The sequence below is a fragment of the Leifsonia sp. AG29 genome (assembly GCF_009765225.1).
Classification (GTDB): Bacteria; Actinomycetota; Actinomycetes; order Actinomycetales; family Microbacteriaceae; genus Leifsonia.
Genome location: NZ_VMSF01000001.1, coordinates 3,523,346 through 3,545,496, shown reverse-complemented (window position 1 = coordinate 3,545,496; position 22,151 = coordinate 3,523,346). Strand labels below are relative to the sequence as shown.

Below are 22,151 nucleotides of genomic sequence, written 5' to 3'. Positions count from 1 at the left end.
TGAAAGTACCTAAGTCCCGCGCGTCGGCGGAGGCGGCTCTCACGTCGACTGGCACTGGATCGCGTCGATGCCCGCGAAGTCGTACGTCGACGCCGAGTAGGGGATCGTCAGGTAGTACGGGACGCCCGCATCGAGGCGTACGGGCTCCGACCACTCCTGCACGACGTCACCGTCCGCCGTGCTCGAGAAGCCGACCGTGACCACCGCTCCGGGGCACGCCTGGGCCGAGGTCAACTCGAACGCCCAGTTGTCGAGCGGGCGCACGTGCACGCCGTCCACGTCGTACGGCTCCATCGAGGCGTCCGCGGGAGCGGAGGGCGACGTCGGCGCGGCCGTGGGCGCCGGGGTGCTCGGCGCGGCGGGCGCCGCGCCCGGTGGCAGGGTGGGCAGCGCGGTTGAGACGAGGGAGACCACGACCACGAGAACGATGGCGAGCAGGAGGGCGGTCGCGCCGAGGGAGATGCCGATGATGGCGCCCGCCGAGAGTCCGCGGCGCACAGGCGCGGCGGCAGCGGGTGAGGCGGGCGGGGGCCCGGGGTACGGGGGTGGGGCGGAGTACGGCGACTGGGCGGGGTATGGCTGCTGGGCGGGGTATGGCTGCTGCGCAAGGTACGGCGACGGGGCGGGATAGGGCGGCTGCGGCTGCGGCTGCGGCTGCGGCTGCGGCGACCGTGCCGGCTCGGACGCCGGGGCTGATGTCGCGGTCGGCGGCTGCCAGGGGGCGGCCGCGAGGAGCGCCTCCCTGGCCCTCGTGAGCGTGTCCTGCCGCGCGACGTCGTCGGGTGCGGTCGCGGCCCGGCGCTCCTGGTACGCCCGCTCGATCTCGGCCGTGTGGGCTCCGGGCACGACGCCGAGGAGGTCCGCGGCCTCGAGGGGGCTCATCGCGGCCCCCAGCCGCCGAGCGGTACAGTCATGAACCGCATCGTAGCGGCCCCCGCCCGGGCGGCGTCCCTCCCCGTTCGGGCCGCAGGATGCTGCTCGGCTCAGGCCGCCGCGCTCTTCGCCCGGGCGAGGTCGACGAACAGGTCGGTGTTGAACCGGAAGGCCCGGCCGACCTCCGCCACGACCCGGTCGCGCTCGTCCTCCGGCCAGTCGACCGCGTCGAGGCGTGCCCGGTACGCGTCTTTGAAGGCCTTGGGCTTGGCGATGCCGGGGAACGCGTAGAACCCGACGCCTTCGCTCCCGAAGCCGTACTGGCGCTGCAGGATCGTGCGGATGATCTGGCCGCCGGACAGGTCGCCGAGGTATCGGGTGTAGTGGTGCGCGACGAAGCCGCCGGGCCAGCTCTCTCCCACCTCGTCGATCCGGGCCGCGTACCGGGCGGTGCTCGGCAGGGGCGCGATCCGCCCCGCCCAGTCCGGCCCGAGGAGGAAGGCGAGATCAGCCTCGATGGCGGGGAGGCGGTCGAGCTCGGGGCTGAGGAACAGCGACGCCACCGGGTCGGCCGCCATCGTGAGGGCGCCGTTCTCGAGGGCGCGGTAGATGAAGTAGTGCTGCGCGAGCATCGCGACGTAGTCGTCGCGGCTGCCGTCACCGGCCATGAGCTCCTGCACGAAGGAGGAGCCCTCGCTCTGCTCGTGCACCGATCTCGTGCGCTCGCGGAGCGCCTGCGAGAAAGGCATCGGATGCGTCATGGAGCGCTCCTCGGCTCGGGTGGGGATCCGTTCACCCTGCCCGATCGGACCGCCCCGGTCAAGCCGAGATGCCGCGACGCAGGCCCGGGGCCTCGGCCCGGCCGGGCCGCTGGGAGGTCGCTATCTCGCCCAGCTCGCGGATGACACGCTCGAAGTAGGGACGGACGGCGGCATTCCGGTAAGCGCCCGGATCGAGAGCCGCCTCGTTGCGCAGCCGGATCTCGGCGCGCGCCGCCTCGATCGGGGCGATCAGCTTGGCGCCGTTGCGGTAGCGGATGAGCCGGTGCACCCACTGGTCGAGCTGCGCCGGAAGGCCGGCGGGCACGCGATCGTGCTCGGCGGCGAGGGAGGCGCGGCCGCGTACGCCCACGGCGGGCGCCACCGGCGCCTCGCGCTCGCCGGCCCTGCGGCGCTCGGCCGCGAGGACCGAGAGGAGGTCGTCGTGCCTGTTCTGCTGGCCGGCCAGCACCTCCAGCGCGTCGACCGCGGCCTGATGCTCTTCTTCGTAGCCGGCGTAGTCGGCCGGACGGAGCGCACGGTCGTGGAGGAGGTCGGCCCGCGCTGTGAGGGCCTGGCCGCGGGTGAGCATGGTGCGGCCGTTCCGCACGCGCTCCAGCCGCCAGCTCCAGGTGGCGAGAAGCTCGGGCATCAGGTGGCTCATGCGACCACTGTACGGACAGCCTCCGACACCGACCGCGTCGGGGGCGGCGACTAGCTTGGGAGGCGATGATCCCCTCCCTGCGCCGCCCCGTCGACCGCGACATCCTGCGGCTCGCCGTGCCCGCCTTCGGGGCGCTCGTCGCAGAGCCGGTGTTCCTCCTCGCCGACTCCGCCCTGGTGGGTCATCTCGGTGTGGCGCCGCTCGCCGGGCTGGGCATCGCGAGCGCGATCCTCCAGAGCATCGTCGGCCTGATGGTGTTCCTCGCCTACAGCACGACGCCGGCGGTCGCCCGGCGCCTGGGGGCCGGGGACGAGCGCGGCGCCATCGCGGTCGGCGTCGCCGGCTGCTGGCTGGCGCTCGGCCTGGGCGTGGTGCTCGCGGTGGCCGGCTGGTTCGCGTCCCCGGCGCTGGTCGCGCTGTTCGGACCGTCGCAGGAGGTCGCCGCGCAGGCGACCCGGTACCTCGAGCTCTCGATGGCGGGCCTGCCCGCCATGCTCGTCGTCTATGCCGCCACCGGTCTGCTCCGCGGCCTCCAGGACACCCGCACCCCGCTCGCCGTCGCCGTCGGCGGCTTCGGCGCCAACATCGTCCTGAATCTCGGGTTCATCTACGCGGCCGGACTCGGGATCGCCGGATCGGCTCTCGGGACGGTCACCGCCCAGTGGGCCATGGTCGTGGTGTACGCGGTCATCGTGGCGCGTCACGCGCGCCGGGTCGCCGCTCCGCTCCTCCCCCACCGCGCCGGACTCGGCCGGACGGCTCGCTCGGGCGGCTGGCTGTTCCTCCGGACGGCGAGCCTGCGCGCCGCCATGCTGCTCGCTGTGTTCGCCGCGACGCGCCTCGGGCCGGACGAGCTCGCCGCCTTCCAGGTCGCGCTGACCGTCTTCGCCACCCTGGCCTTCGCGCTCGACGCCCTGGCCATCGCCGCTCAGGCGCTCATCGGCAAGAACCTCGGAGCGAATGCGCTCGACGATGCGCGGTCGGTGCTCCGGCGGTGCCTGCAGTGGGGCGTCGGCGCGGGAGCGGTGCTCGGGGCGGTCACGATCGTGCTCAGCCCTGTCGCGGCGGGGTTGTTCACCAGCGATGCCTCCGTCGCCGCGCTGCTTCCGCTCCCTCTCGCTCTCCTCGGGTTGGGCGCGCCGCTCGGCGGCTTCGTATTCGTGCTCGACGGCGTGCTGATCGGCGCCGGCGACGCCCGCTACCTGGCGCTGACGGGACTCGCCAATGTCGCGGTCTTAGCTCCGCTCGCCGCTGCCGTGCTCGCCTGGTCCGGCTCCGGCATGCCGGGATCGGGCATGTCCGGCTCCGGCATGTCCGGCCTGGCCTGGCTGACCGCGGCTTTCACGTTCGGCTACCTCGGCGCCCGCGCGCTCACTCTCGGCCTCCGCGTTCGGGGCCGGGTCTGGATGCGCGCGGGCGCGACGGTCTGAGGGCTACGCGAGCCACTCCCGGGCAGCGACCACGAGCGCCCGCACGCCGGTGTCGATCGTCGGCTGCGGGAGGGGCGCGAAGTAGGGCGAGTGGTTGGAGGGGATGTCGGTCTCGGTCGCGCCCGCCTCCATCGCGCTGCGCACGAGCTCCGGCTCGACGCCGCCGAGCATCCAGTAGACGAGCGGCGCACCGACGGCGGTCGCCAGGTTGCCGACGTCCTCGCTGCCGGAGAGGGCGCCCGGCGCCAGCACGCGCTCGGCGCCGAACTCGGCCGCGAAGGCGGCGTTCACACGCGCGGTGGCCTCCGGGTCGTTGACCGTGACCGGGTACCGTTCGCCCCACTCCATGTCGGGGGCCTTCGTGGCGCCGGAGGCCTGCGCCTCGGCGGCGATGATCCGGTGCACGCCGTCGAGGACTCGCGTGCGCACCTCCTCGGTGAAGCTGCGCACGCTGATGCCGAGCGTGGCCTCGGCCGGGATGATGTTGTTCTTCGTGCCGGCGTGGAGGCTGCCGACCGTGACGACCGCGGTGTCCGAGGCGGCGACCTCCCGCGACACCACGGTCTGAAGCCGCATCACGGTCGAAGCGGCCATGACGACCGGGTCGATCGTCGTCTCGGGGCGGGAACCGTGGCCGCCGCGACCGTGGAGGGTCACCTCCATGGTGTCGACCGCCGCCATCGCCGGGCCGGGGTGCGCACCGGCCATGCCCGCCGGGTAGGGGGTCACGTGCTGCCCGAGCACGACGTCCGGCCGGGGGACGCGGTCGAAGAGACCGTCCTCGACCATGACCTGCGCGCCGCCGCCGTGCTCCTCCGCGGGCTGGAACACGGCCACGAGCGTGCCCGACCAGCTGTCGCGCGAGCCGGCCAGCGCCTCCACGGCGCCGAGGAGGCACGTGATGTGGATGTCATGACCGCAGGCGTGCATGACCGGGACGGGGTTGCCGGCGTCGTCCGTCGCCACGTCGGTGGACGCCCAGGGGAGGCCGGTGAGCTCGCGCACCGGGAGGGCGTCCATGTCGGCGCGCAGCAGGACGGTCGGGCCGTCGCCGTTGCGCAGCACCCCGACGACACCGGTGCGGCCGATCCCGGAGTGCACCTCGAGGCCGAGCCCGGCCAGCGCGTCGGCGACGATGCCGGCTGTGCGGTGCTCGGAGAAGGAGAGCTCGGGGTGGGCGTGCAGGTCGCGGTAGAGGGCTTCAAGGTCCATGGACCCACCCTACGTATTCGCGTGGGCCGCGCTCGCGCGGTCGCGACGCGCCGCCCCCGTCGGGGTGCTCGCACATGCGGTCGCCCGCGGCGTGTCGCGCGCACCTCCGAGCACCTCGACGGAGGGACGTAGCCGCGCCCGAGAAACGCAGCCGCCGCTCAGCGCGACGGCGGCGCCGTCGTGTTCCCGCGGTGGAAGACGCTCGTGAACGCAGTCGGGTGCGGCTCGCCGCCCTCGAGCATGTCGACGATCGCGCGGCCGGCGGCGCGCCCCTTCTCGACGGCCGGTTGCACGAGGGTCGTGAGGTCGTACGGCCACAGCCCGTCGACGCGGACCCCGTCGAAGCCGACGACGCTCACGTCGCCGGGGACGTCGAGGCCGAGCTCCTCCGCCGCGCGGATCACGCCGGCGGCGAGCAGGTCGCTCTGGGCGATGATCGCGGTGGGGCGTGTCGCCGGATCCTCGAGGAGCGCCTCGCCGGCGATCCGTCCCTCCTCGACGAACGACCCGCGCGTGGTCCACCCGCCCGCGCCGGGGAAGACGTCGCGCGCGCCGGCCAGGCGGTCGAGCGCGGTGGTCGAGCTGCCCGGGTTCCGGCGGGAGGCGGTGAGCGGCCCGCGGGCGCGATCGCGCGTCAGCGGGAGGGCCACCACGGCGACGTCGCGATGCCCGAGCTCGCGGAGGTGCTCGGCCGCGCGGCGGGTCGCCTCCCGGTTGTCCTGCCCGATGGTGGGGACGCCGGCCGCCGGGTCGCCCTCGATCGCGACCAGCGGGATGCCGCGCCGGCGGAGGGTCGCGACCGACTCGTCGAGCCGGGGGCTGCAGCCGACGAGGACGACGGCGTCCATCGGGGCGTCCTCGATGCGCTGCGCGGCCTCGCCGGCGTCGGTGAGGATCAGGACGCCGGCGTCGACCGCGGCGATCTCGTCGGTGATGCCGTCGAGGAGGGCGATCTTGATCGGGTCGCGGAAGGCGTCGGCGACCCGCTCCTCCATCACGACGCCCACGATGCCGGAGCGGCCGCGACGCAGCGACCGCGCCCGCGGGTCCGGGCCCGCGTAGTCGAGCTGACGCGCGGCGGCGAGCACGCGTTCGCGCGTCGCGTCGGAGACCGGCCCCGTGCCCGAGAAGGCGAGGGAGGCGGTCGAGTTGGAGACCCCGGCCAGACGGGCGACCGCCGCGAGGGTGGGTCGCGCCGTCGTGGAGGCTGTGCTGTCGTCGGTCACGTGTGATAGCTTAGTCGAATCGTTTCGATCGAAACGATTCGACCGCCGGTTCCGGCCGTCGGTCGCCCGCCGTCCGCACCTCACCAGCCCCGGGACCGCCATGTCACAGCCGACCACGCCCACCGCGCGCAGCCGCCGAGAGCTGACCGCGTGGCGCAACGCCGTCTTCGTCGTCTTCATCATGAGCGGCCTCGCCATCGCGACCTGGGTGGCGCGCATCCCCGGCGTCCGCGACGACCTCGGCCTCGGCAAGGACCCCTCCGCCGTCGGACTCCTCATCCTCGGCATGTCGATCGGCGCGATCTCCGGCCTCGCTCTGTCCTCCCCGGTGCTCGTCCGGTTCGGGCCGCACAAGGGGATGGTCGGCGCGCTCGGCATCGCGTCCGTCGGCATCGCCCTGCTCGGGGTCGGTGCGACCCTCCTCCACAGCGTTCCCGCCGTCGCGATCGGCCTGATCCTGGTCGGCTTCGGCAACGGCATGGTCGACGTGATGATGAACGTCGAGGGCACCGCCGTCGAGCGCGAGATCGGCAAGACGCTGATGCCGCTCATGCACGCGTGCTTCAGCCTCGGCACCGTCATCGGCGCCGGGATCGGTGCGGCCGCGGCCGCCCTGCACGTCGCGGTGGCGTGGCACCTCCTCGGCATCGCCGTGGTCATCGTGGTCGTGACGCTGGTCGCCGTGCGGTTCATCCCCCGGGAGGCCGAGCTCGGCGACGAGCTGGAGGGGAAGCCGTCCCTCCCGTTCGGCCGGCGGCTGCGGACGGCGCTCGCGGTCTGGGCCGACTGGCGGCTCATCCTCATCGGCGTCGTCATGCTCGGCATGGCGTTCGGCGAGGGCTCGGCGAACGACTGGATCGCGCTCGCCGTCGTCGACGGCCACGGCCAGCAGAACTCGACCGGGGCGGTCGTCTTCGGCTTCTTCGTCGCGGCGATGACGCTCGGCCGGGTGCTCGGCGGCCCGATCGTCGACCGCATCGGACGCGTGGCGGCCATCCGCATCACCGCCGGGATGGGCGCGGCCGGACTCGTGATGTTCATCGTCGGCGGCCCGCTCTGGGTCGTCGTCATCGGCACGGTCCTGTGGGGCTTCGGGGTCTCCCTCGGCTTCCCGCTCGGCATGTCGGCCGCCGCGGACGGCGCCGAGAACCCCGCGGCCCGCGTCTCGGCGGTGGCGATCATCGGCTACTGCGCATTCCTCGTCGGACCGCCGCTCATCGGCTTCCTCGGCAAGGAGTTCGGCCTCCTGAACGCGCTCTACCTCATCCTCGTGCTGCTCATCGCGTCGTTCCTGGCGGCGCCGTCGGTGCGGCCGGTCGCCGAGCGGCGCGCGCCGGCGGCCGCGGTGTCCGAGGCTCGCTGACCGGCCGCCTCACACGAACGTCAGGCACACGGGCGTCGGCACCGGGGAGGAGCCGAGCAGCCGCAGCGTTCGCGCCTCCTCGTCGAAGGCCAGCACGCTGACGCTGTCGCTGTCCTGGCAGGCCGCGAGCACCCTGTCCCCGTCGGGGCTGATCACCATGTCGCGCGGGGAGGCGCCTCCCACCGCCACGCTGTCCACCAGCGTGAGCCGGGACGCGTCGGGATCGAACGCGTAGACGGCCACGGTGTCGTCGCCGCGGTTCGACACGAGCACGGTGCGGCCGCCCGCCGAGATGCAGACCGCGGCCGGCTTGTTCTCGCCCGTCGCCCCCTCCACCCGGGTCGTGACGCTCTGCGCGACCACGAAGCGGTCGCCGTCGCGCCTCAGCACGTCCACCGTGCTGTCGAGCTCGTTGGCGAGGAGCGCGTGCCGGTCGTCCGGGTGGTAGGCGAGGTGCCGCGGGCCGGCGGAGCCGAGCACCAGCGTAGCGTCCGCCCGCAGCTCCAGGGCACCGGAGGGTGCGAGGCGGTACCGGCTGATCTCGCCGAGGCCGAGATCGACGACGACCGCATCGCCGCTGACCGGGTCGACGGTGAGCTGGTGCACGTGGGGCGAGTCCTGCCGGCCGGCGACCGGGCCGCGGCCGTGGTGCTCGACGAAGGCGGTCCGCTCCCCGATCGAACCGTCGGCGTTCAGCGCGAAGACGGACACCGTGCCGCTGCCGTACGTCCCGGTGATCAGGAACGGGCGGGTGGGGTGCACCGACAGGTGCGCGGGGGCCGCGCCTCCACTCGGCACCGTGCCGAGCGGGGTGAGCTCCCCGGTCACCGAGCGGGCGAAGGCGGAGACCGTCCCGTCGGGCTCGGTCTCGCCGACCGCGTACACGGCGGAGCCGTCCGCCGAGACGGCCACCCACGACGGGTTCACGGTCTTCGCGGCGACCGCGACGTCGACCACCGCATCGCCGTCGAGTCGGGCGGAGAGGATGCCGTCGGCGTGCCCGTCGACGTGCGGGAGCCGCTGCGTATAGGTGCCGATGAGGAGATCGCGTGCCATACCGCCCATCCTCCCAGCGCCGCGCCGGAGCGGAAACCCTCCCGGGGACGACCACCTAGGATGTGACGGTGCGTCTCGTCATTGCCACCTGCTCCGTCGACTACGCCGGACGCCTGAGCGCTCACCTCCCGCTCGCGAAGCGCCTCCTCATGCTCAAGGCCGACGGCAGCCTCCTCGTCCACTCCGACGGCGGCTCGTACAAGCCGCTCAACTGGATGAGCCCGCCGTGCACGCTGACGGTCGACGAGCCGGACGAGCTGCAGCGGGAGGCGGGGATCCGCGAGGTCTGGCGGGTCACGCAGGCGAAGACCTCCGACATGCTGGTCGTCTCCATCCACGAGATCCTGAGCGACACCGCGCACGAGCTGGGCATCGACCCGGGCCTGCAGAAGGACGGCGTGGAGGCGCACCTTCAGAAGCTGCTCGCCGAGCAGATCCACCTGCTGGGCGACGGCCACGTGCTCGTCCGCCGCGAGTACATGACGGCGATCGGACCGGTCGACATCCTCGCGCGCGACGCGAGCGGCGCCTCGGTGGCGGTCGAGCTGAAGCGGCGCGGCGACATCGACGGCGTCGAGCAGCTGACGCGCTACCTCGAGCTGATGAACCGCGACCCGCTGCTCGCCCCCGTCAGCGGGGTGTTCGCCGCGCAGGAGATCAAGCCGCAGGCGCGCACCCTCGCCGAGGACCGCGGTATCCGCTGCCTGGTGCTCGACTACGACGCGATGCGCGGCCTCGACGACAGCGAGAGCCGGCTCTTCTGATGGCCGCTCCGCGCCCCCGCTTCCCGCAGACGTACGAGAACGTCCCCGTCCGCAAGGCTCTTGCGACCATCGCAGCCGAGCCCACGCTCGCCAACCTGGAGGCGCTGCTCGACGCCGCGGCGCAGGGCGGCCTCGTCGTCGACGTGACGGGCTCGACGCCGGAGGAGACGCGCCTCCGCACCATCAGCTCGACCACCGGGGAGCCGGTGCTGCCCCTGTTCAGCTCGATGAAGGCGCTCCGCGCGGCGGTCGGGGCGAGCGCGAAGGGCTCGGGAGCACGAGTGCAGGCGGTCGTCGTGCCGGCCCGCGAGGCGCTGGCCTTCATCCGCACGGCCGACTTCGTCGCGGTGCAGTTCGATCCCGGAGCCGAGCACACCATGGTGGTCGCCCGCTCCCACATCGAATCCGCTCTCGGCGAGCAGTGAGCGGCCGCCCAGGAGGCTCACATAGCATGGAGCCCGTCATGAACACCACCCCGACCGCTCCCCTCACCGCGCCCGCCGCCGAACCCCTCGCGCCCACCGCCGGCACCGACGCGCCTCCCGCCCCGGCCATCGTCACGCGCAGCTGGACCTGCGTCCTGTTCGACCTCGACGGGACCCTCACCGACTCGGCCCCCGGCATCACCTCCTCGCTGGTCCGCATGTTCGAGAGCCTCGGCCAGCCCGTGCCGTCACCCGCGCAGCTCGTGGAGTACGTGGGGCCGCCCCTGCTCGAGTCGCTGCAGACCATCGGCGGGATGAGCGAGGCGCAGGCGCGCGAGGCGCTCACGGTGTACCGCGCCGACTACTCCGAGCACGGGGCATTCGACAGCGCCGTGTACCCCGGCATCCGCGGCCTCCTCCAGCGGCTGCACGCGGCCGGGATCCCGCTCTCGATCGCGACGAGCAAGCCGGAGGGGCAGGCCACGCGCATCCTCGAGCACTTCGACCTCGCCCAGTACTTCGACGTGATCACGGGCGCCACCGACGACGAGGTGCGCAGCGCCAAGGCCGACGTGGTGGCCGAGGCCCTCCGCCGCCTCGGCGAGCGCGGGGTCGACCTCGCGCACACCGTCATGGTCGGCGACCGCAGCTACGACGTCGAGGGGGCGGCGGCCCACGGCCTGCCGACCATCATGGTCGAGTGGGGCTACGGCTCGCCCGCCGAGGCCGCCGGGGCGATCGCCGTCGTGCACTCGGCCGACCAGCTCAGCTCCCTCCTGCTCGGCTGACCACGCCGTCGCCTCCCGAGGAGGCGGCGGGGCGCGCACCCGAGTACGCTGGTTCGTTGCAATAACGCACCGAATACAGCACTAGGAATGATCATGCGCACTCGTCATCTGCTCGTACCCGCCGCCGTCGTCGCGGCCCTGACCATCGGATCGCTCGCCGGCTGCTCGAGCAACGGCAACTCCAACTACGTGACTCCGCAGACGCCGTCCGCCAGCCAGTCGGCCGGCGGCTCGTCCGACCAGTCGGCGAGCGGGTCCAGCTCGTCCGAGACGCTCCCGTCGGACTTCCCGAAGAGCGACGTCCCGATCGTCGACGGCAAGATCCTGGTCGCCCGCGGTGACAAGGACAACGGCTGGTCGGTGACCGTGCAGCCGACCGGCAAGACCGGGTTCGCCGACGCGAAGTCGAAGCTCGAGGCCGCCGGGTACACCCAGCAGCCCGGCGCGACCGACTCGAAGGCGACCTACACGAACGGCAAGTACACGGTCTCCGTCGGCACCCCCGGCGTCGCCGTGACCTACAACGTCACCGCGCTCTAACCCCCACCCTCCCTCCATCGAGTCCCCCAAGAGTGCACGGTAACCGCGTTGCGCGCGGAACTCTTGGGGGACTCGCTGGTGGGGAGGCGGGGGGCTACGAGTCGATCATGCGGACGAGTTCGTCGATGAAGGCGGTGAACGTGTCGGCGCGCCGGATCAGGCCGAGCACCGCCTCCCGATCGGAGAAGACCTCGACGAACTGATCGAACACCGTCTGGAACGACGCCCGGCCCCCGGCTGAGAAGGCGATGAACGCGATCACGTTGACCCGGGCGTCGCCCCAGTCCATCGCGGTGTCGTTGACGACGATCGCGATCGCGGTCCGTTTCGCGGTCATGTCCATCGCGTGCGGCACCGCCAGCGAATCCGTGAAGGCGGTCGACGACATCTGCTCGCGCTCGATGGTGCGGTCGACGTAGTCCTGGTCGATCGCCCCCGCAGCGATCATGCGCTCCCCCACCGCCCGGATCAGGGTGATCGGGTCGCGGGCGTAGAAGTTGTGGAGGAACAGGCTCTCGTCGAAGTACTCGAGCAGCTCGTTCTTGATCCGGGCGCGGCGGCGCTGGCGGCGGATGCGGACAACGGCCTGCCGGATGTGCTCGATGTCCGTCTCGGTGAGGAACGGCTGCACGATCACCGTGTTCTCGCGGCGCCCCCGCGGATCGATCGTGGTCAGCACGAGGTCGGCGTCGAACCGGTCCCAGTCGGCGTCGGCCGAGGTGATGACCGCGGTGATGTCGAGATCGTCGCCGAGGGCGCTCTCGAGCCGCTCCCGCAGGAGGATGTGCATGTCGTAGTAGTTGGGGCACACGACGGCGCAGGTCACCGCGTCCCTCCGCCGCGACTGCTGCTCCAGGTACGCCCCGACGTGCATGGCGATGTAGGCGATCTCGTCGTCGTTGACCTCGATCCCCTCGGCGGCCTGCAGCCGACTGGCGATGTACACCGCGAGCTCGTAGATCATCGGGTACGAGCTCTTGATCGAGCGCGTCAGCGGGTTGCGTGAGTACGTCTTCTCGTGCGCCCGCGCGACAAGGTTCTGCACGTGGAGGGTCAGCCGCACGATGAAGTTCTCGTCGCGGAGGTCGACGAGGTACTCGGTGGAGGCGCGCGCCACGATCCCCCGCACGACCTCCAGGTCCTCGTCGGCGACGAACTCGGAGACGGTGTCGCGCCCCGCGCCGGGAGCGATCACGCGGGTCCGCATCAGGATCGCGAGGTACCGCAGCTCGGTCGGGTCGAGCTCGGTGTCGAAGTGCCGCCGGATGAGTTCGCCGAGCTCTCCGGCGAGCGAGCGGATGGTCTCGCTGGTCTCCGGTTCCTCGACCGCGGGGAGCGGCCTGTCCTTCGCGACGCGGTCGAGCGCCACGGCCATGTGCAGGAGGACGTCGTTGATGCCGTACTCGTTCACGAAGAAGCCGCGGGCGTCGAGCATGCCCACGAGGTCGGACTTGAAGTCGGCGAGCCCCCGCGAGTCGAACGCCTCCTGGATCCGGGCGACGTCGACGACGCCCTGGCGCATCTCGTCGCGGAAGAGCCGGCTGAGCAGCTTGCGACGCGCGATCTCGGGCCCGGTCAGCCGCACGATCGGGCCGCTCCGCTCGAGCGACAGCTCCGTGCCCCCGAGCAGCCCGCGCATCCGCGTGAGGTCCGACTCTATCGTCGAGTCGCTGACGAACAGGCTCTCCGCGGTCTCGTACACGTCGATCCCGTCCGGCTCGTCGAGGAGGCGTCGCACCAGGAAGACGAGCCGCTGCTGCGGGGACCCGGACGGCGCCGACTCGGATGCGCCCTCCTCCTCGAGGAAGGCCGCGTACTCCTCGGGCCGCACGCGGTAGCCGTTCGCGCCCGACTCGACGACATCGCCCAGAGCGGCGGCGTAGCTGCGGATGGAGCGCGTGGTCACACCCAGGTCGCGGGCCAGGTCGGCCGCGGTCACCCAGGCAGCACGGCGCGACAGGATGTCGAGCATCCTCGTCTGCTTCGCCGAGACCGCCACCGGATCACCTCTCCTCCCGAGTCAACCACTTCGCGCGCGGGCGCCGGGCCGCTTCCCGCCATCTTTCCGCACCCCCGGAAGAAACCCTGCTGGAGGCGCCCGCGGGCGCGGAGGGACGATGGCTGGCGTTCCCCTCGTACCACCCAGCAGTCCCTGCGTCACCCGGAAGGCAAGGTCGATGAAGATCGTGGTCGTCTGCGGCGCCGGCGCCTCCAGCACCTTCGTCGCCGTGAAGCTGCGCACCGCCGCGCGTTCCCGAGGCGCCGACGTCGTCGTCGTGCCGGGGAGCGCGAGTCAGCTCGGCAGCCTCGAGGGCGTCGACGTCCTCCTCGTCGGCGCGCACCTCGAGTCGTCGGTTCCCGCGCTCCGCGAGCGGGCGGCGGCCTCCGGCACCGCCGTGGCCGTCCTTCCCGCGGTCTCGCCGGCCGCGCTCGACGCGGATCGGGCGCTGGACCTCGCTTTCAGCGCGAAACCGGCGGCACTATGAGAGCGACCACCACCGGTGGCGGCCCCGGCGCCCCGGCCCGCGGCATCGACACAACGAAGGAGATCAGGACCATGGCTGAGCGGATCATCACCGTCGGATCGACCCACGGGCTGCACGCGCGCCCGGCGAAGCTCTTCGTGGAGGCGGTCAACGCCTCGGGCGCGAAGGTGACCCTGTCGAAGGAGGGCGGCAAGGCGGTCGACGCCGGCAGCATCCTCGGCGTCATCTCGCTCGGCATCGACCACGGCGACAAGATCGTGCTCACGACCGACGCCGCGAACGCCGACGACGTCCTCGACGACCTGGCCGAGATCCTCGCCACGGACCACGACGCCTGATCATGAGCGAGACGAGAGAACTCACGGGGGCCGGCATCGGCCAGGGCGTCGCCCTGGGGACCGTGCTGCGCATGTCCGACCCGCTCCCCGAGCCGTCCGACGCCGCGAGCACCCGGAGCCCCGAGGAGGAGCGTGCCCGCTTCTCCGCCGCCGTCGCGACCGTCGCCGCCGACCTGCGCGATCGCGCCTCCCGTGTGCAGGGAACGGCCGCCGACGTGCTGGAGGCGCAGTCGATGATGGCCGAGGACTCCACCCTCGCCGACGATGTCGTCTCCCGCATCGACGGCGGCCGGACCGCCGAGCGGGCCGTCTCCGAGGGCTTCGCGGTGTTCCGCGACATGCTGAAGAGCCTCGGCGGCTACATGGGCGAGCGCGCCGGCGATCTCGACGACGTGGCCCAGCGGGTCATCGCGGCGATCGAGGGCAAGCCCGCGCCGGGCGTCCCGCACTCCGACACCCCGTTCGTGCTCGTCGCCCACGACCTCGCCCCCGCCGACACGGCGCTCCTCGACCTCGACAAGGTGCTCGGGCTCGTCACTCGCGAGGGGGGCCCGACCTCGCACACGGCGATCCTCGCTCGCGAGAAGTCGATCGTCGCCATCGTGGGCGTCTCCGGCGCTGAGCAGCTGAAGGACGGCGACGAGGTCATCGTCGACGCCTCCACCGGCACCGTGACGGTCGCCCCCGATCCCGGGCAGCGAGCGGACGCCGAGCGCCGCATCGCCGAGCGCGCCGCCGCCCTGTCGGGAAGCGTTGAGCCGGGCGCCCTGGCCGACGGCACGGCCGTGCCGCTCCTCGCCAACCTGGGGTCGGCCGACGGTGCCGAGGGCGCGGTCGCGGCCGGAGCCGAGGGCGTCGGGCTGTTCCGCACCGAGTTCCTCTTCCTGGACCAGCGCATGGCGCCGACGGTCGAGCAGCAGCGCGAGCAGTACGTCCGCCTGCTGCAGGCCTTCCCGGGGCGGAAGGTCGTGGTCCGCGTGCTCGACGCGGGCGCCGACAAGCCCCTCGAGTTCCTGAACGACGCGCACGAGGACAACCCGGCGCTGGGCCTCCGCGGACTGCGGTCGCTGCGCGCCAACGAGGACATCCTCCGCGAGCAGCTCACGGCCCTCGCCGAAGCGGATGCGCAGACCGACGCAGACCTCTGGGTCATGGCGCCGATGGTGTCGACCGTGGAGGAGACCCGCTACTTCACCGAGCTGGGCCGCGAATACGGTCTCAAGACGGTCGGCGTGATGGTGGAGGTGCCCTCCGCGGCGCTGCTCGCCGGCCGGGTGCTGCAGGTGGCCGACTTCGCCTCCATCGGCACCAACGACCTGACGCAGTACACGCTCGCCGCCGACCGCCTGCTCGGCTCGGTCGCCGGGTTCCAGGACCCCTGGCATCCCGCCGTCCTCCGCCTGATCGGCGAGGTCGGCTCTGCCGGAGCCGCGAACGGCAAGCCGGTGGGCATCTGCGGGGAGGCCGCGGCCGACCCGCTGCTCGCCGTCGTGCTCGTCGGCCTCGGGGCCACCACCCTGTCGATGTCGCCCGCGGCCATCGCCGACGTGCGGCTCTCCCTCAAGCGCTACACCCTCGACCAGGCACGCACGCTGGCCGAGACCGCCCTGGCCGCCGACGGCGCGGCCGAAGCCCGGGAGGCGGTCCGCGCGGCCGCCGCCCGGTTCACACCCCCTGCCTGACCTTGCCCGCGACCACACCCCCGCCCGCAAGCACAGGCCCGACAGAAAGAGGCACCTCATGACAACGGCGACAGAGACGTCGACGAGAAGGCCGAACAGCACTCGCGTCCACGTGCAGCGCTTCGGCACCTTCCTCTCGAACATGGTCATGCCGAACATCCCCGCCTTCATCGCGTGGGGGTTCATCACGGCCCTGTTCATCGCGACCGGCTGGCTGCAGAGCACCGGGTGGGGCATCAACGGCATCCTCGGCGGCTTCGGCGACCAGGCCAAGATCGGCTGGACCGGCGCGGCGACGGTGCTCGCGCAGGACCCGAGCGGCCACACCTTCCAGCAGTACGTGGGCCTCGTCAGCCCGATGATCACGTACCTGCTCCCGCTGCTCATCGCGAACACCGGCGGCCGCATGGTCTACGGCGTCCGCGGCGGCGTGGTGGGCTCGATCGCGACGATGGGCGTCATCGTCGGCTCCACCATCCCCATGTTCATCGGCGCGATGATCCTGGGCCCGCTCGGCGCGTACGTCATGAAGCAGGTCGACCGCCTCTGGGACGGCAAGATCAAGGCCGGCTTCGAGATGCTGGTGAACAACTTCTCCGCCGGCATCGTGGGCATGCTGCTGTCGATCGGCGCCTTCTTCGGGATCGCCCCGCTCGTCGAGTGGCTGAGCTCGGTGCTCGGCGGTGCCGTCAACTGGCTGGTTTCGGCGCACCTGCTGCCGTTCGCGAGCCTCCTGATCGAGCCGGGCAAGGTGCTGTTCCTCAACAACGCCATCAACCACGGCGTGCTCACGCCGCTCGGCGTCGAGCAGGCTCAGCAGACGGGCAAGTCGATCCTGTTCCTCCTGGAGGCGAACCCGGGCCCCGGCTTCGGCATCCTGATCGCGTACTCCATCTTCGGTCTCGGCGTCGCCCGCGCGAGCGCTCCCGGCGCGGCCCTGATCCAGTTCGTCGGCGGCATCCACGAGATCTACTTCCCGTACGTGCTCATGAAGCCGGTGATCATCATCGCCGCGATCCTCGGCGGCATGACCGGCATCGCCGTCAACGTGACCTTCGGCTCGGGCCTGCGCGCCCCCGCCTCCCCGGGGTCGATCATCGCGGTGCTGCTCCAGTCGCCGGCGAACAGCATCGTGGGCGTGACGCTCTCGGTCGTGGCCGCGGCCGCGGTGTCGTTCATCGTCGCCTCGATCATCCTGCGGGCCAGCCGCCGCCGCGACCTCGCCGCCGGCAACGCCGGCGACCTGTCCGCCGCGGTCGCGCAGACCGAGGCCAACAAGGGCAAGTCGTCCTCCGTGCTCGGGGGCCTCGTCAGCGAGGGCGAGCACGACGCCGGCGACGCCCAGGGCGACGGCACCGAGCGACTGGTGCGGAACATCGTGTTCGCGTGCGACGCTGGAATGGGCTCGAGCGCGATGGGCGCCTCGGTCCTGCGGAACAAGATCAAGAAGGCCGGCGTGGAGGGGGTCACGGTGACGAACCAGGCCATCGCGAACCTCGACGGCACCGCCGACCTCGTCATCACCCAGCGCGAGCTCACCGAGCGCGCGAAGGGCCAGTCGCCGAACTCGGTCCACGTGTCGGTCGACAACTTCATGAACAGCCCCAAGTACGACGAGGTCGTCGACCTCGTCGCCAGCCAGCAGAAGTCCAAGGAGGACGTCAGCAGATGACCGATCAGATTCTCGACCGGGCGAACGTCGTGGCCGCGGGTTCCGCGGCCACGCGGGAGGACGCGATCCGGGAGGCGGGTGAGCTGCTCGTCGCAGCGGGCGCCGTCGAGCCCGGGTACGTCGACTCGATGCTGCAGCGGGAGGGGACGGTGTCCACCTTCATGGGCAACGGCCTCGCCATCCCGCACGGCACCAACGAGTCCAAGGACGAGATCAAGCGGTCGGCGCTCTCCTTCCTCCGCTACTCCTCGCCGCTCGACTGGGGCGGCGAGGAGGTGCGGTTCGTGGTCGGCATCGCCGGGCAGAACAACGAGCACCTCGAGATCCTCTCGAAGATCGCCATCCTGTTCTCCGAGGAGGACGACGTGGCGAAGCTCGTCGCCGCGCCCGACGCCGATGCGCTCTACGCGCTCCTCGGGGATGTCAACGAGTAGATGCGGGACGAGATGAAGGGGGTGGCGCTGTGAAGGCGGTCCACTTCGGCGCGGGGAACATCGGGCGCGGCTTCGTCGGGCTGCTCCTCCATCAGGCGGGCTACGAGGTCGTCTTCGCCGACGTCAATGCGGAGCTGATCGACGCCCTCGCCGCCGCGGACTCGTACCGGGTCCGTCTGGTCGGCGAGGGCGGTGAGCAAGTCGAGACGGTCACCGGGTTCCGGGCGGTCAACAGCTCCGTCGACGAGGAGGCGCTGGTCGCCGAGATCGCGACGGCCGACGTCGTCACGACTGCCGTCGGCCCGCGGATCCTCCGGTTCGTCGCCCCGGTGATCGCCCGGGGCCTCGCGGCCCGCCCGGACGACGCCGCGCGGCTCGCCGTGATGGCCTGCGAGAACGCGATCGGCGCCAGCGACCTGCTCGCGGCCGAGCTGATGGACGGCCTGCCGGACGACGAGACCCGCGACACCCTGGCTGCGCGCGCCGTCTTCGCGAACACCGCGGTGGATCGGATCGTCCCCGCGCAGGCCGCGGACGCCGGGATCGACGTGACCGTCGAGAGCTTCTACGAGTGGGTCGTGGACCGGTCGCCATTCGCGGGCGACGCACCGGACATCCCCGGCGCGCACTTCGTGGACTCGCTCGGCCCCTACATCGAGCGCAAGCTCTTCACGGTCAACACCGGCCATGCCACCGTGGCGTACTTCGGCTTCCTCGAGGGAGCGACGACGATCAGCGACGCGATCGCCATCCCATCGGTGCGCGCCGCCGCCGAGGCCGCGCTGGCCGAGACGTCGGCCGCCCTCGCGGCGAAGCACGGGCTCGACGAGGCCGCTCTCGCCGAGTACCGCGAGACGATCCTCGGGCGGTTCGCGAACCGGTACCTGGTCGATGAGGTCGCCCGCGTCGGCCGCGAGCCGATCCGGAAGCTCGGACGGAACGACCGCTTCATCGGCCCGGCCTCCGACTACGCCGCGTTCCTCGGAAGCGCGCCCGCCGCCCTCCTCGCCGCTGTCGGGGCAGCGCTTCGCTTCGACCTCCCGGAGGACATGCAGAGCGTCGAGCTGCAGCGCCTCCTCGACGAGGCGGAGCCGGAGCTCATCGTCGCCGAGGTGATGGGCGTGGAGCGCGGGGAGATCCTCCACGATCCCCTCGTGGAGGTGGTCCGCTCGGCTCAGTCGGCGCCCTCCGTCTGAGCCCGGCTGCGTATCTCCTGCCTTTCCCTCTGGGCCCGGAGGCGCGGTGGTACGTTTCGCATGTGAGCCGAATCGTGTCGGTGGCGCCGGTCCTCCCGGCCCGCAGCTACAGCCAGGGGGAGATCACCGCCGCGCTGCTCGCCATGATCACGAGCGACCCCGGTCGGCAGGCCGTGATGAAGCGCATCCACGCGTCGAGCGGGGTCGAGACGCGCAGCCTCGTCATGCCGCTGGAGCGGTACAGCTCGCTGGGCTCGTTCCGCGAGTCGAACGACTTCTTCATCGCGGAGGGGACCTCGCTCGCCGAGCGCGCCATCACCGGTGCCCTCGCCTCTGCGGGCCTCGCCCCGGCCGATGTCGATTTCCTCCTGTTCACCTCGGTGACCGGCATCGCGGCCCCCTCCATCGATGCGCAGCTCGTGCAGCGGCTGGGCCTCCGGCCGGACGTGAAGCGCCTCCCGAGCTTCGGGCTGGGCTGCGTCGCGGGGGCCGCCGGGATCGCGCGCGTGCACGACTACCTCACCGGGCACCCCGACGAGATCGCGGTGCTGCTGTCGGTCGAGCTGTGCTCCCTCACGGTTCAGGCGAGGGACGACTCGATGGCCAACATCGTCGCGAGCGGCCTGTTCGGCGATGGCGCAGCGGCGGTCGTGATGGCCGGCGACGCGCGGGCGCGCGAGCTCGGCATCGCGGGACCCGACGTGATCGACACCCGCAGCCGCATCTACCCGGACACGGCCGACGTGATCGGCTGGGACATCGGCGGCACCGGGTTCCGCATCGTGCTGAGCGCGGGCGTGCCAGATGTGATCGACCGCAATTTCGCCGACGACGCCCGCGGCATCCTCGCCTCCCACGGGCTCGGCGTGGAGGACGTGGACGCGTGGGCCGCTCACCCCGGGGGCCCGAAAGTGCTCGAGGCGTTCTCGCGCGCTCTCGACCTCCCGGACGGCGCGCTCGAGGCGAGCTGGCGATCGCTCGCGCGAGTCGGCAACCTGTCGTCGGCCGCGGTCCTGCATGTGCTGGCCGAGGAGCTGGACGCGCACCCCGCGGGGACCAACGGCCTGCTGTTCGCGCTCGGCCCCGGTGTGACGAGCGAGCTCGTGCTGCTGCGGTGGTCCGAGGGCGCACCGCGCGCGATCCCGGCGCCCGCCCTCGGAGCCGCGGCGTGACGGGGCCCGCGGCGTGATCTGGTACACCCTGCTCATCCTGGCGACAGGCGCCGAGCGCATCGCCGAGCTGGTCGTATCGAACCGGAATGCCCGGTGGTCGTTCGCCCGCGGCGGCGTCGAGTTCGGGAGGCGGCACTTCCCGCCCATGGTCGCCCTGCACACGGGGCTGCTGCTGGCGTGCCTCGCCGAGGTCTGGTTCGGCGGGAGGCCGTTCCTGCCGTGGCTCGGCTGGCCGATGCTGGTGCTCGTCCTGGCGAGTCAGGGCCTCCGCTGGTGGTGCATCGCCACGCTGGGGCCCCGATGGAACACCCGCGTGATCATCGTCCGCGACCTCCCCCTGGTCGCCTCCGGCCCCTACCGCTGGCTGAAGCACCCCAACTACGTCGCCGTGGTGGTCGAGGGCTTCGCCCTCCCGCTCGTGCACACGGCGTGGATCACCGCGCTCGCCTTCACCGTGCTGAACGCGGTGCTGCTGCTCGCCGTCCGCATCCCGTGCGAGAACCGGGCTCTCGCGTCCATCGTGCCCGCCCGGGCGTGAACGACGCCCAGCTCGTCGTGGTCGGAGCCGGACCGATCGGGCTGGCGTGCGCGATCGAGGCGCGCCTGTCGGGACTCGACGTGCTCGTGATCGAACCGCGCACCGGGCCGATCGACAAGGCCTGCGGCGAGGGTCTCATGCCCGGAGCTCTCGCCGCCTTGCACCGCATCGGCGTCGACCCCCACGGGATGCGCCTGGAGGGCATCGCCTACGTCGACCGGGAGGCGCGGGTCGAGCACCGCTTCGCGGAGCGACCCGGGCGCGGCGTGCGCCGGACCGTGCTGCACCAGGCGCTCGCCGATCGCGCCGGTGAGCTCGGCACGCGCGTGGCGCGAGCCCACGTGACCGCGGTCGCCCAGCGCCACGACGATGTGACCCTCGGGCTCTCGGACGGCTCGACGTTGACGGCTCCCTGGGTGATCGCCGCGGACGGCCTCCACTCGCCCGTGCGCCGGCTGCTCGGTCTCGACGGCCGTGCGCAGCCGCGGCCGCGCCGCCGCTTCGGGGTCCGCCGGCACTACGACATCGCCCCGTGGACCGGGCTGGTGGAGGTGCACTGGTCGCCGGTCGCCGAGGCCTACGTCACGCCGGTCGACGACCACACCGTCGGGGTGGCCGTGCTGGGCAGCCGGCCGCTCGATCAGGAGGGGGTGATCCGGGCGATCCCGGAGCTCGCCTCCCGCCTCGAGGGCGTGCCCGCGGTGACCGAGCTCCGGGGCGCCGGACCGCTGCTCCAGCGCGCCCGCGGGCGGACGTGCGGCCGGGTGCTGCTCGCGGGGGACGCCTCCGGGTACGTCGACGCGCTCACCGGGGAGGGACTTCGTGTCGGCTTCGCGCAGGCGCGCTCGGCGGTCGCTGCCGTGCGCGCCGGGAACACCGAGCAGTACGAGCGGGCCTGGCGCACCACGACGCGCGACTTCCGGATGCTGACCTCCGCACTGGTCATCGCCGCGCGCTCGCGGTACCGGTCGCGCATCGTCCCGACGGCCGTGAAGAGGCCGGAACTGTTCGGGTCGGTCGTGGAGCGGCTCTCGCACTGAGGTCGGCCGAGCCGCGGAGCCTCACAGCCCGATCGGCCGGCCCGGGGCCAGCGGGTGCTCGCTGCCCAGGAACTCCTCACCGCTGTTGTGGAGCCGCTCCCTCCGCTCGACCTCGGCGAGGAGGGCCTTGCAGAGCATCTCGGACCATGTCGAGTCGCGCTCGGCGTACGAGGTGCTCCGGTAGGCCTCTCTCGCGCGATTGCGCAGCTCGGGATCGACGTAGAACGTGATCGTCGTGCGCCGGCGTCGCGGCGCCCGGACGAAGATCGTCGAGCCGCCGACCCGCAGTTCGGCCGCCCCGGCGGACACCTCGTCGCCGGGGACGCTGCCGGACTCGTCGTCCGCACCGGCGGGCAGGAGTCGTGTCATGGCACCTCGCAATTGTGAAACGTGATGTTCCAGATGCTAGCGCGCCTTTCTGATCACCGGCCAGGGCAGGGACGCCCCGGGACGGAGAGGGCGCCGGGCGCGCGGGCACCCCGGCGCCCGCCGTG

Annotated in this window: 23 protein-coding genes; 15 read left to right on the top strand and 8 right to left on the bottom strand. The window is 72.4% G+C overall.

Annotation, left to right across the window (positions count from 1 at the left end; genetic code table 11):
- Nucleotides 1-39: 39 nt before the first annotated feature.
- The 3 genes from FPT20_RS17165 to FPT20_RS17155 all read right to left on the bottom strand — a co-directional run bounded on the left by FPT20_RS17165 (nucleotide 40) and on the right by FPT20_RS17155 (nucleotide 2,295).
- Nucleotides 40-882 (bottom strand): hypothetical protein, encoded by an 843-nt coding sequence (locus FPT20_RS17165; protein WP_158867535.1) that lies wholly within the window; start codon nucleotides 880-882, stop codon nucleotides 40-42.
- Nucleotides 883-983: 101 nt separating this feature from the next.
- Nucleotides 984-1,634: a biliverdin-producing heme oxygenase gene (locus tag FPT20_RS17160; protein WP_158867533.1), complete on the bottom strand. Its 651-nt coding sequence runs from the start codon at nucleotides 1,632-1,634 to the stop codon at nucleotides 984-986.
- 58 nt (nucleotides 1,635-1,692) lie between these two features.
- Nucleotides 1,693-2,295 carry a hypothetical protein gene (locus tag FPT20_RS17155; RefSeq protein WP_158867531.1) on the bottom strand — a complete coding sequence of 201 codons (603 nt, stop codon included), beginning with the start codon at nucleotides 2,293-2,295 and terminating at the stop codon, nucleotides 1,693-1,695.
- 65 nt (nucleotides 2,296-2,360) lie between these two features.
- Between FPT20_RS17155 and FPT20_RS17150 the strand changes: the two genes are divergently transcribed.
- Nucleotides 2,361-3,725 carry an MATE family efflux transporter gene (locus FPT20_RS17150; protein WP_158867529.1) on the top strand — a complete coding sequence of 455 codons (1,365 nt, stop codon included), beginning with the start codon at nucleotides 2,361-2,363 and terminating at the stop codon, nucleotides 3,723-3,725.
- A 3-nt stretch (nucleotides 3,726-3,728) separates the two neighbouring features.
- On the opposite strand, the gene FPT20_RS17145 is transcribed toward FPT20_RS17150, so the two are convergent.
- Together FPT20_RS17145 and FPT20_RS17140 are read right to left on the bottom strand one after the other, a co-directional pair.
- Nucleotides 3,729-4,937, bottom strand: a complete 1,209-nt coding sequence (locus FPT20_RS17145; RefSeq protein WP_158867527.1) for an amidohydrolase — start codon at nucleotides 4,935-4,937, stop codon at nucleotides 3,729-3,731.
- Nucleotides 4,938-5,095: 158 nt separating this feature from the next.
- On the bottom strand, nucleotides 5,096-6,163 hold the full coding sequence (locus tag FPT20_RS17140; protein ID WP_233265599.1) for a LacI family DNA-binding transcriptional regulator: 1,068 nt from the start codon (nucleotides 6,161-6,163) through the stop codon (nucleotides 5,096-5,098).
- 100 nt (nucleotides 6,164-6,263) lie between these two features.
- On the opposite strand from FPT20_RS17140, the gene FPT20_RS17135 reads away from it, so the two are divergent.
- Complete coding sequence (locus tag FPT20_RS17135) at nucleotides 6,264-7,526, top strand: MFS transporter (RefSeq protein WP_158867523.1); 1,263 nt, start codon at nucleotides 6,264-6,266, stop codon at nucleotides 7,524-7,526.
- A gap of 9 nt (nucleotides 7,527-7,535) precedes the next feature.
- Here the strand turns inward: FPT20_RS17135 and FPT20_RS17130 are convergent, their stop codons facing one another.
- Complete coding sequence (locus FPT20_RS17130; RefSeq protein ID WP_158867521.1) at nucleotides 7,536-8,582, bottom strand: lactonase family protein; 1,047 nt, start codon at nucleotides 8,580-8,582, stop codon at nucleotides 7,536-7,538.
- Between the two features lie 68 nt (nucleotides 8,583-8,650).
- Here FPT20_RS17130 and nucS point away from each other — a divergent pair, with 68 nt between their 5' ends.
- The 4 genes from nucS to FPT20_RS17110 all read left to right on the top strand — a co-directional run bounded on the left by nucS (nucleotide 8,651) and on the right by FPT20_RS17110 (nucleotide 11,099).
- The gene (gene nucS / locus FPT20_RS17125; RefSeq protein WP_158867519.1) at nucleotides 8,651-9,346 is read left to right on the top strand and encodes an endonuclease NucS; all 696 of its coding nucleotides are present in this window, start codon (nucleotides 8,651-8,653) and stop codon (nucleotides 9,344-9,346) included.
- Nucleotides 9,346-9,771 (top strand): SseB family protein, encoded by a 426-nt coding sequence (locus tag FPT20_RS17120; protein ID WP_158867517.1) that lies wholly within the window; start codon nucleotides 9,346-9,348, stop codon nucleotides 9,769-9,771. Before nucS ends, FPT20_RS17120 begins: the two co-directional genes overlap by 1 nt.
- 38 nt (nucleotides 9,772-9,809) lie before the next feature.
- Nucleotides 9,810-10,559, top strand: coding sequence for an HAD family hydrolase (locus FPT20_RS17115; RefSeq protein WP_158867515.1), 750 nt, complete (start codon nucleotides 9,810-9,812; stop codon nucleotides 10,557-10,559).
- Between the two features lie 93 nt (nucleotides 10,560-10,652).
- On the top strand, nucleotides 10,653-11,099 hold the full coding sequence (locus tag FPT20_RS17110; RefSeq protein WP_158867514.1) for a hypothetical protein: 447 nt from the start codon (nucleotides 10,653-10,655) through the stop codon (nucleotides 11,097-11,099).
- A gap of 94 nt (nucleotides 11,100-11,193) precedes the next feature.
- Here the strand turns inward: FPT20_RS17110 and FPT20_RS17105 are convergent, their stop codons facing one another.
- Nucleotides 11,194-13,071 (bottom strand): BglG family transcription antiterminator, encoded by a 1,878-nt coding sequence (locus tag FPT20_RS17105; protein WP_233265598.1) that lies wholly within the window; start codon nucleotides 13,069-13,071, stop codon nucleotides 11,194-11,196.
- 205 nt (nucleotides 13,072-13,276) lie between these two features.
- On the opposite strand from FPT20_RS17105, the gene FPT20_RS17100 reads away from it, so the two are divergent.
- From FPT20_RS17100 to FPT20_RS17060, 9 genes are all read left to right on the top strand, one after another.
- Nucleotides 13,277-13,585 carry a PTS sugar transporter subunit IIB gene (locus FPT20_RS17100; protein ID WP_158867510.1) on the top strand — a complete coding sequence of 103 codons (309 nt, stop codon included), beginning with the start codon at nucleotides 13,277-13,279 and terminating at the stop codon, nucleotides 13,583-13,585.
- A 71-nt stretch (nucleotides 13,586-13,656) separates the two neighbouring features.
- Complete coding sequence (locus FPT20_RS17095) at nucleotides 13,657-13,923, top strand: HPr family phosphocarrier protein (RefSeq protein ID WP_158867508.1); 267 nt, start codon at nucleotides 13,657-13,659, stop codon at nucleotides 13,921-13,923.
- A gap of 2 nt (nucleotides 13,924-13,925) precedes the next feature.
- On the top strand, nucleotides 13,926-15,605 hold the full coding sequence (gene ptsP, locus FPT20_RS17090) for a phosphoenolpyruvate--protein phosphotransferase (protein WP_158867506.1): 1,680 nt from the start codon (nucleotides 13,926-13,928) through the stop codon (nucleotides 15,603-15,605).
- Between the two features lie 58 nt (nucleotides 15,606-15,663).
- Nucleotides 15,664-17,277 carry a PTS mannitol transporter subunit IICB gene (locus tag FPT20_RS17085; RefSeq protein WP_158867504.1) on the top strand — a complete coding sequence of 538 codons (1,614 nt, stop codon included), beginning with the start codon at nucleotides 15,664-15,666 and terminating at the stop codon, nucleotides 17,275-17,277.
- Nucleotides 17,274-17,711, top strand: a complete 438-nt coding sequence (locus FPT20_RS17080; protein ID WP_158867502.1) for a PTS sugar transporter subunit IIA — start codon at nucleotides 17,274-17,276, stop codon at nucleotides 17,709-17,711. Before FPT20_RS17085 ends, FPT20_RS17080 begins: the two co-directional genes overlap by 4 nt.
- Nucleotides 17,712-17,740: 29 nt before the next feature.
- Nucleotides 17,741-18,907: a mannitol-1-phosphate 5-dehydrogenase gene (locus tag FPT20_RS17075; RefSeq protein ID WP_158867500.1), complete on the top strand. Its 1,167-nt coding sequence runs from the start codon at nucleotides 17,741-17,743 to the stop codon at nucleotides 18,905-18,907.
- A gap of 62 nt (nucleotides 18,908-18,969) precedes the next feature.
- Nucleotides 18,970-20,079 carry a type III polyketide synthase gene (locus FPT20_RS17070; protein WP_158867498.1) on the top strand — a complete coding sequence of 370 codons (1,110 nt, stop codon included), beginning with the start codon at nucleotides 18,970-18,972 and terminating at the stop codon, nucleotides 20,077-20,079.
- Between the two features lie 13 nt (nucleotides 20,080-20,092).
- Nucleotides 20,093-20,617 carry an isoprenylcysteine carboxyl methyltransferase family protein gene (locus tag FPT20_RS17065; RefSeq protein ID WP_158867496.1) on the top strand — a complete coding sequence of 175 codons (525 nt, stop codon included), beginning with the start codon at nucleotides 20,093-20,095 and terminating at the stop codon, nucleotides 20,615-20,617.
- Complete coding sequence (locus FPT20_RS17060; RefSeq protein ID WP_158867494.1) at nucleotides 20,614-21,657, top strand: NAD(P)/FAD-dependent oxidoreductase; 1,044 nt, start codon at nucleotides 20,614-20,616, stop codon at nucleotides 21,655-21,657. The genes FPT20_RS17065 and FPT20_RS17060 overlap by 4 nt, the downstream gene beginning before the upstream one ends.
- A gap of 21 nt (nucleotides 21,658-21,678) precedes the next feature.
- Here the strand turns inward: FPT20_RS17060 and FPT20_RS17055 are convergent, their stop codons facing one another.
- Entirely contained in the window at nucleotides 21,679-22,026 is a 348-nt protein-coding gene (locus FPT20_RS17055) for a hypothetical protein (RefSeq protein WP_158867492.1), read from the bottom strand.
- Nucleotides 22,027-22,151 lie beyond the last annotated feature (125 nt).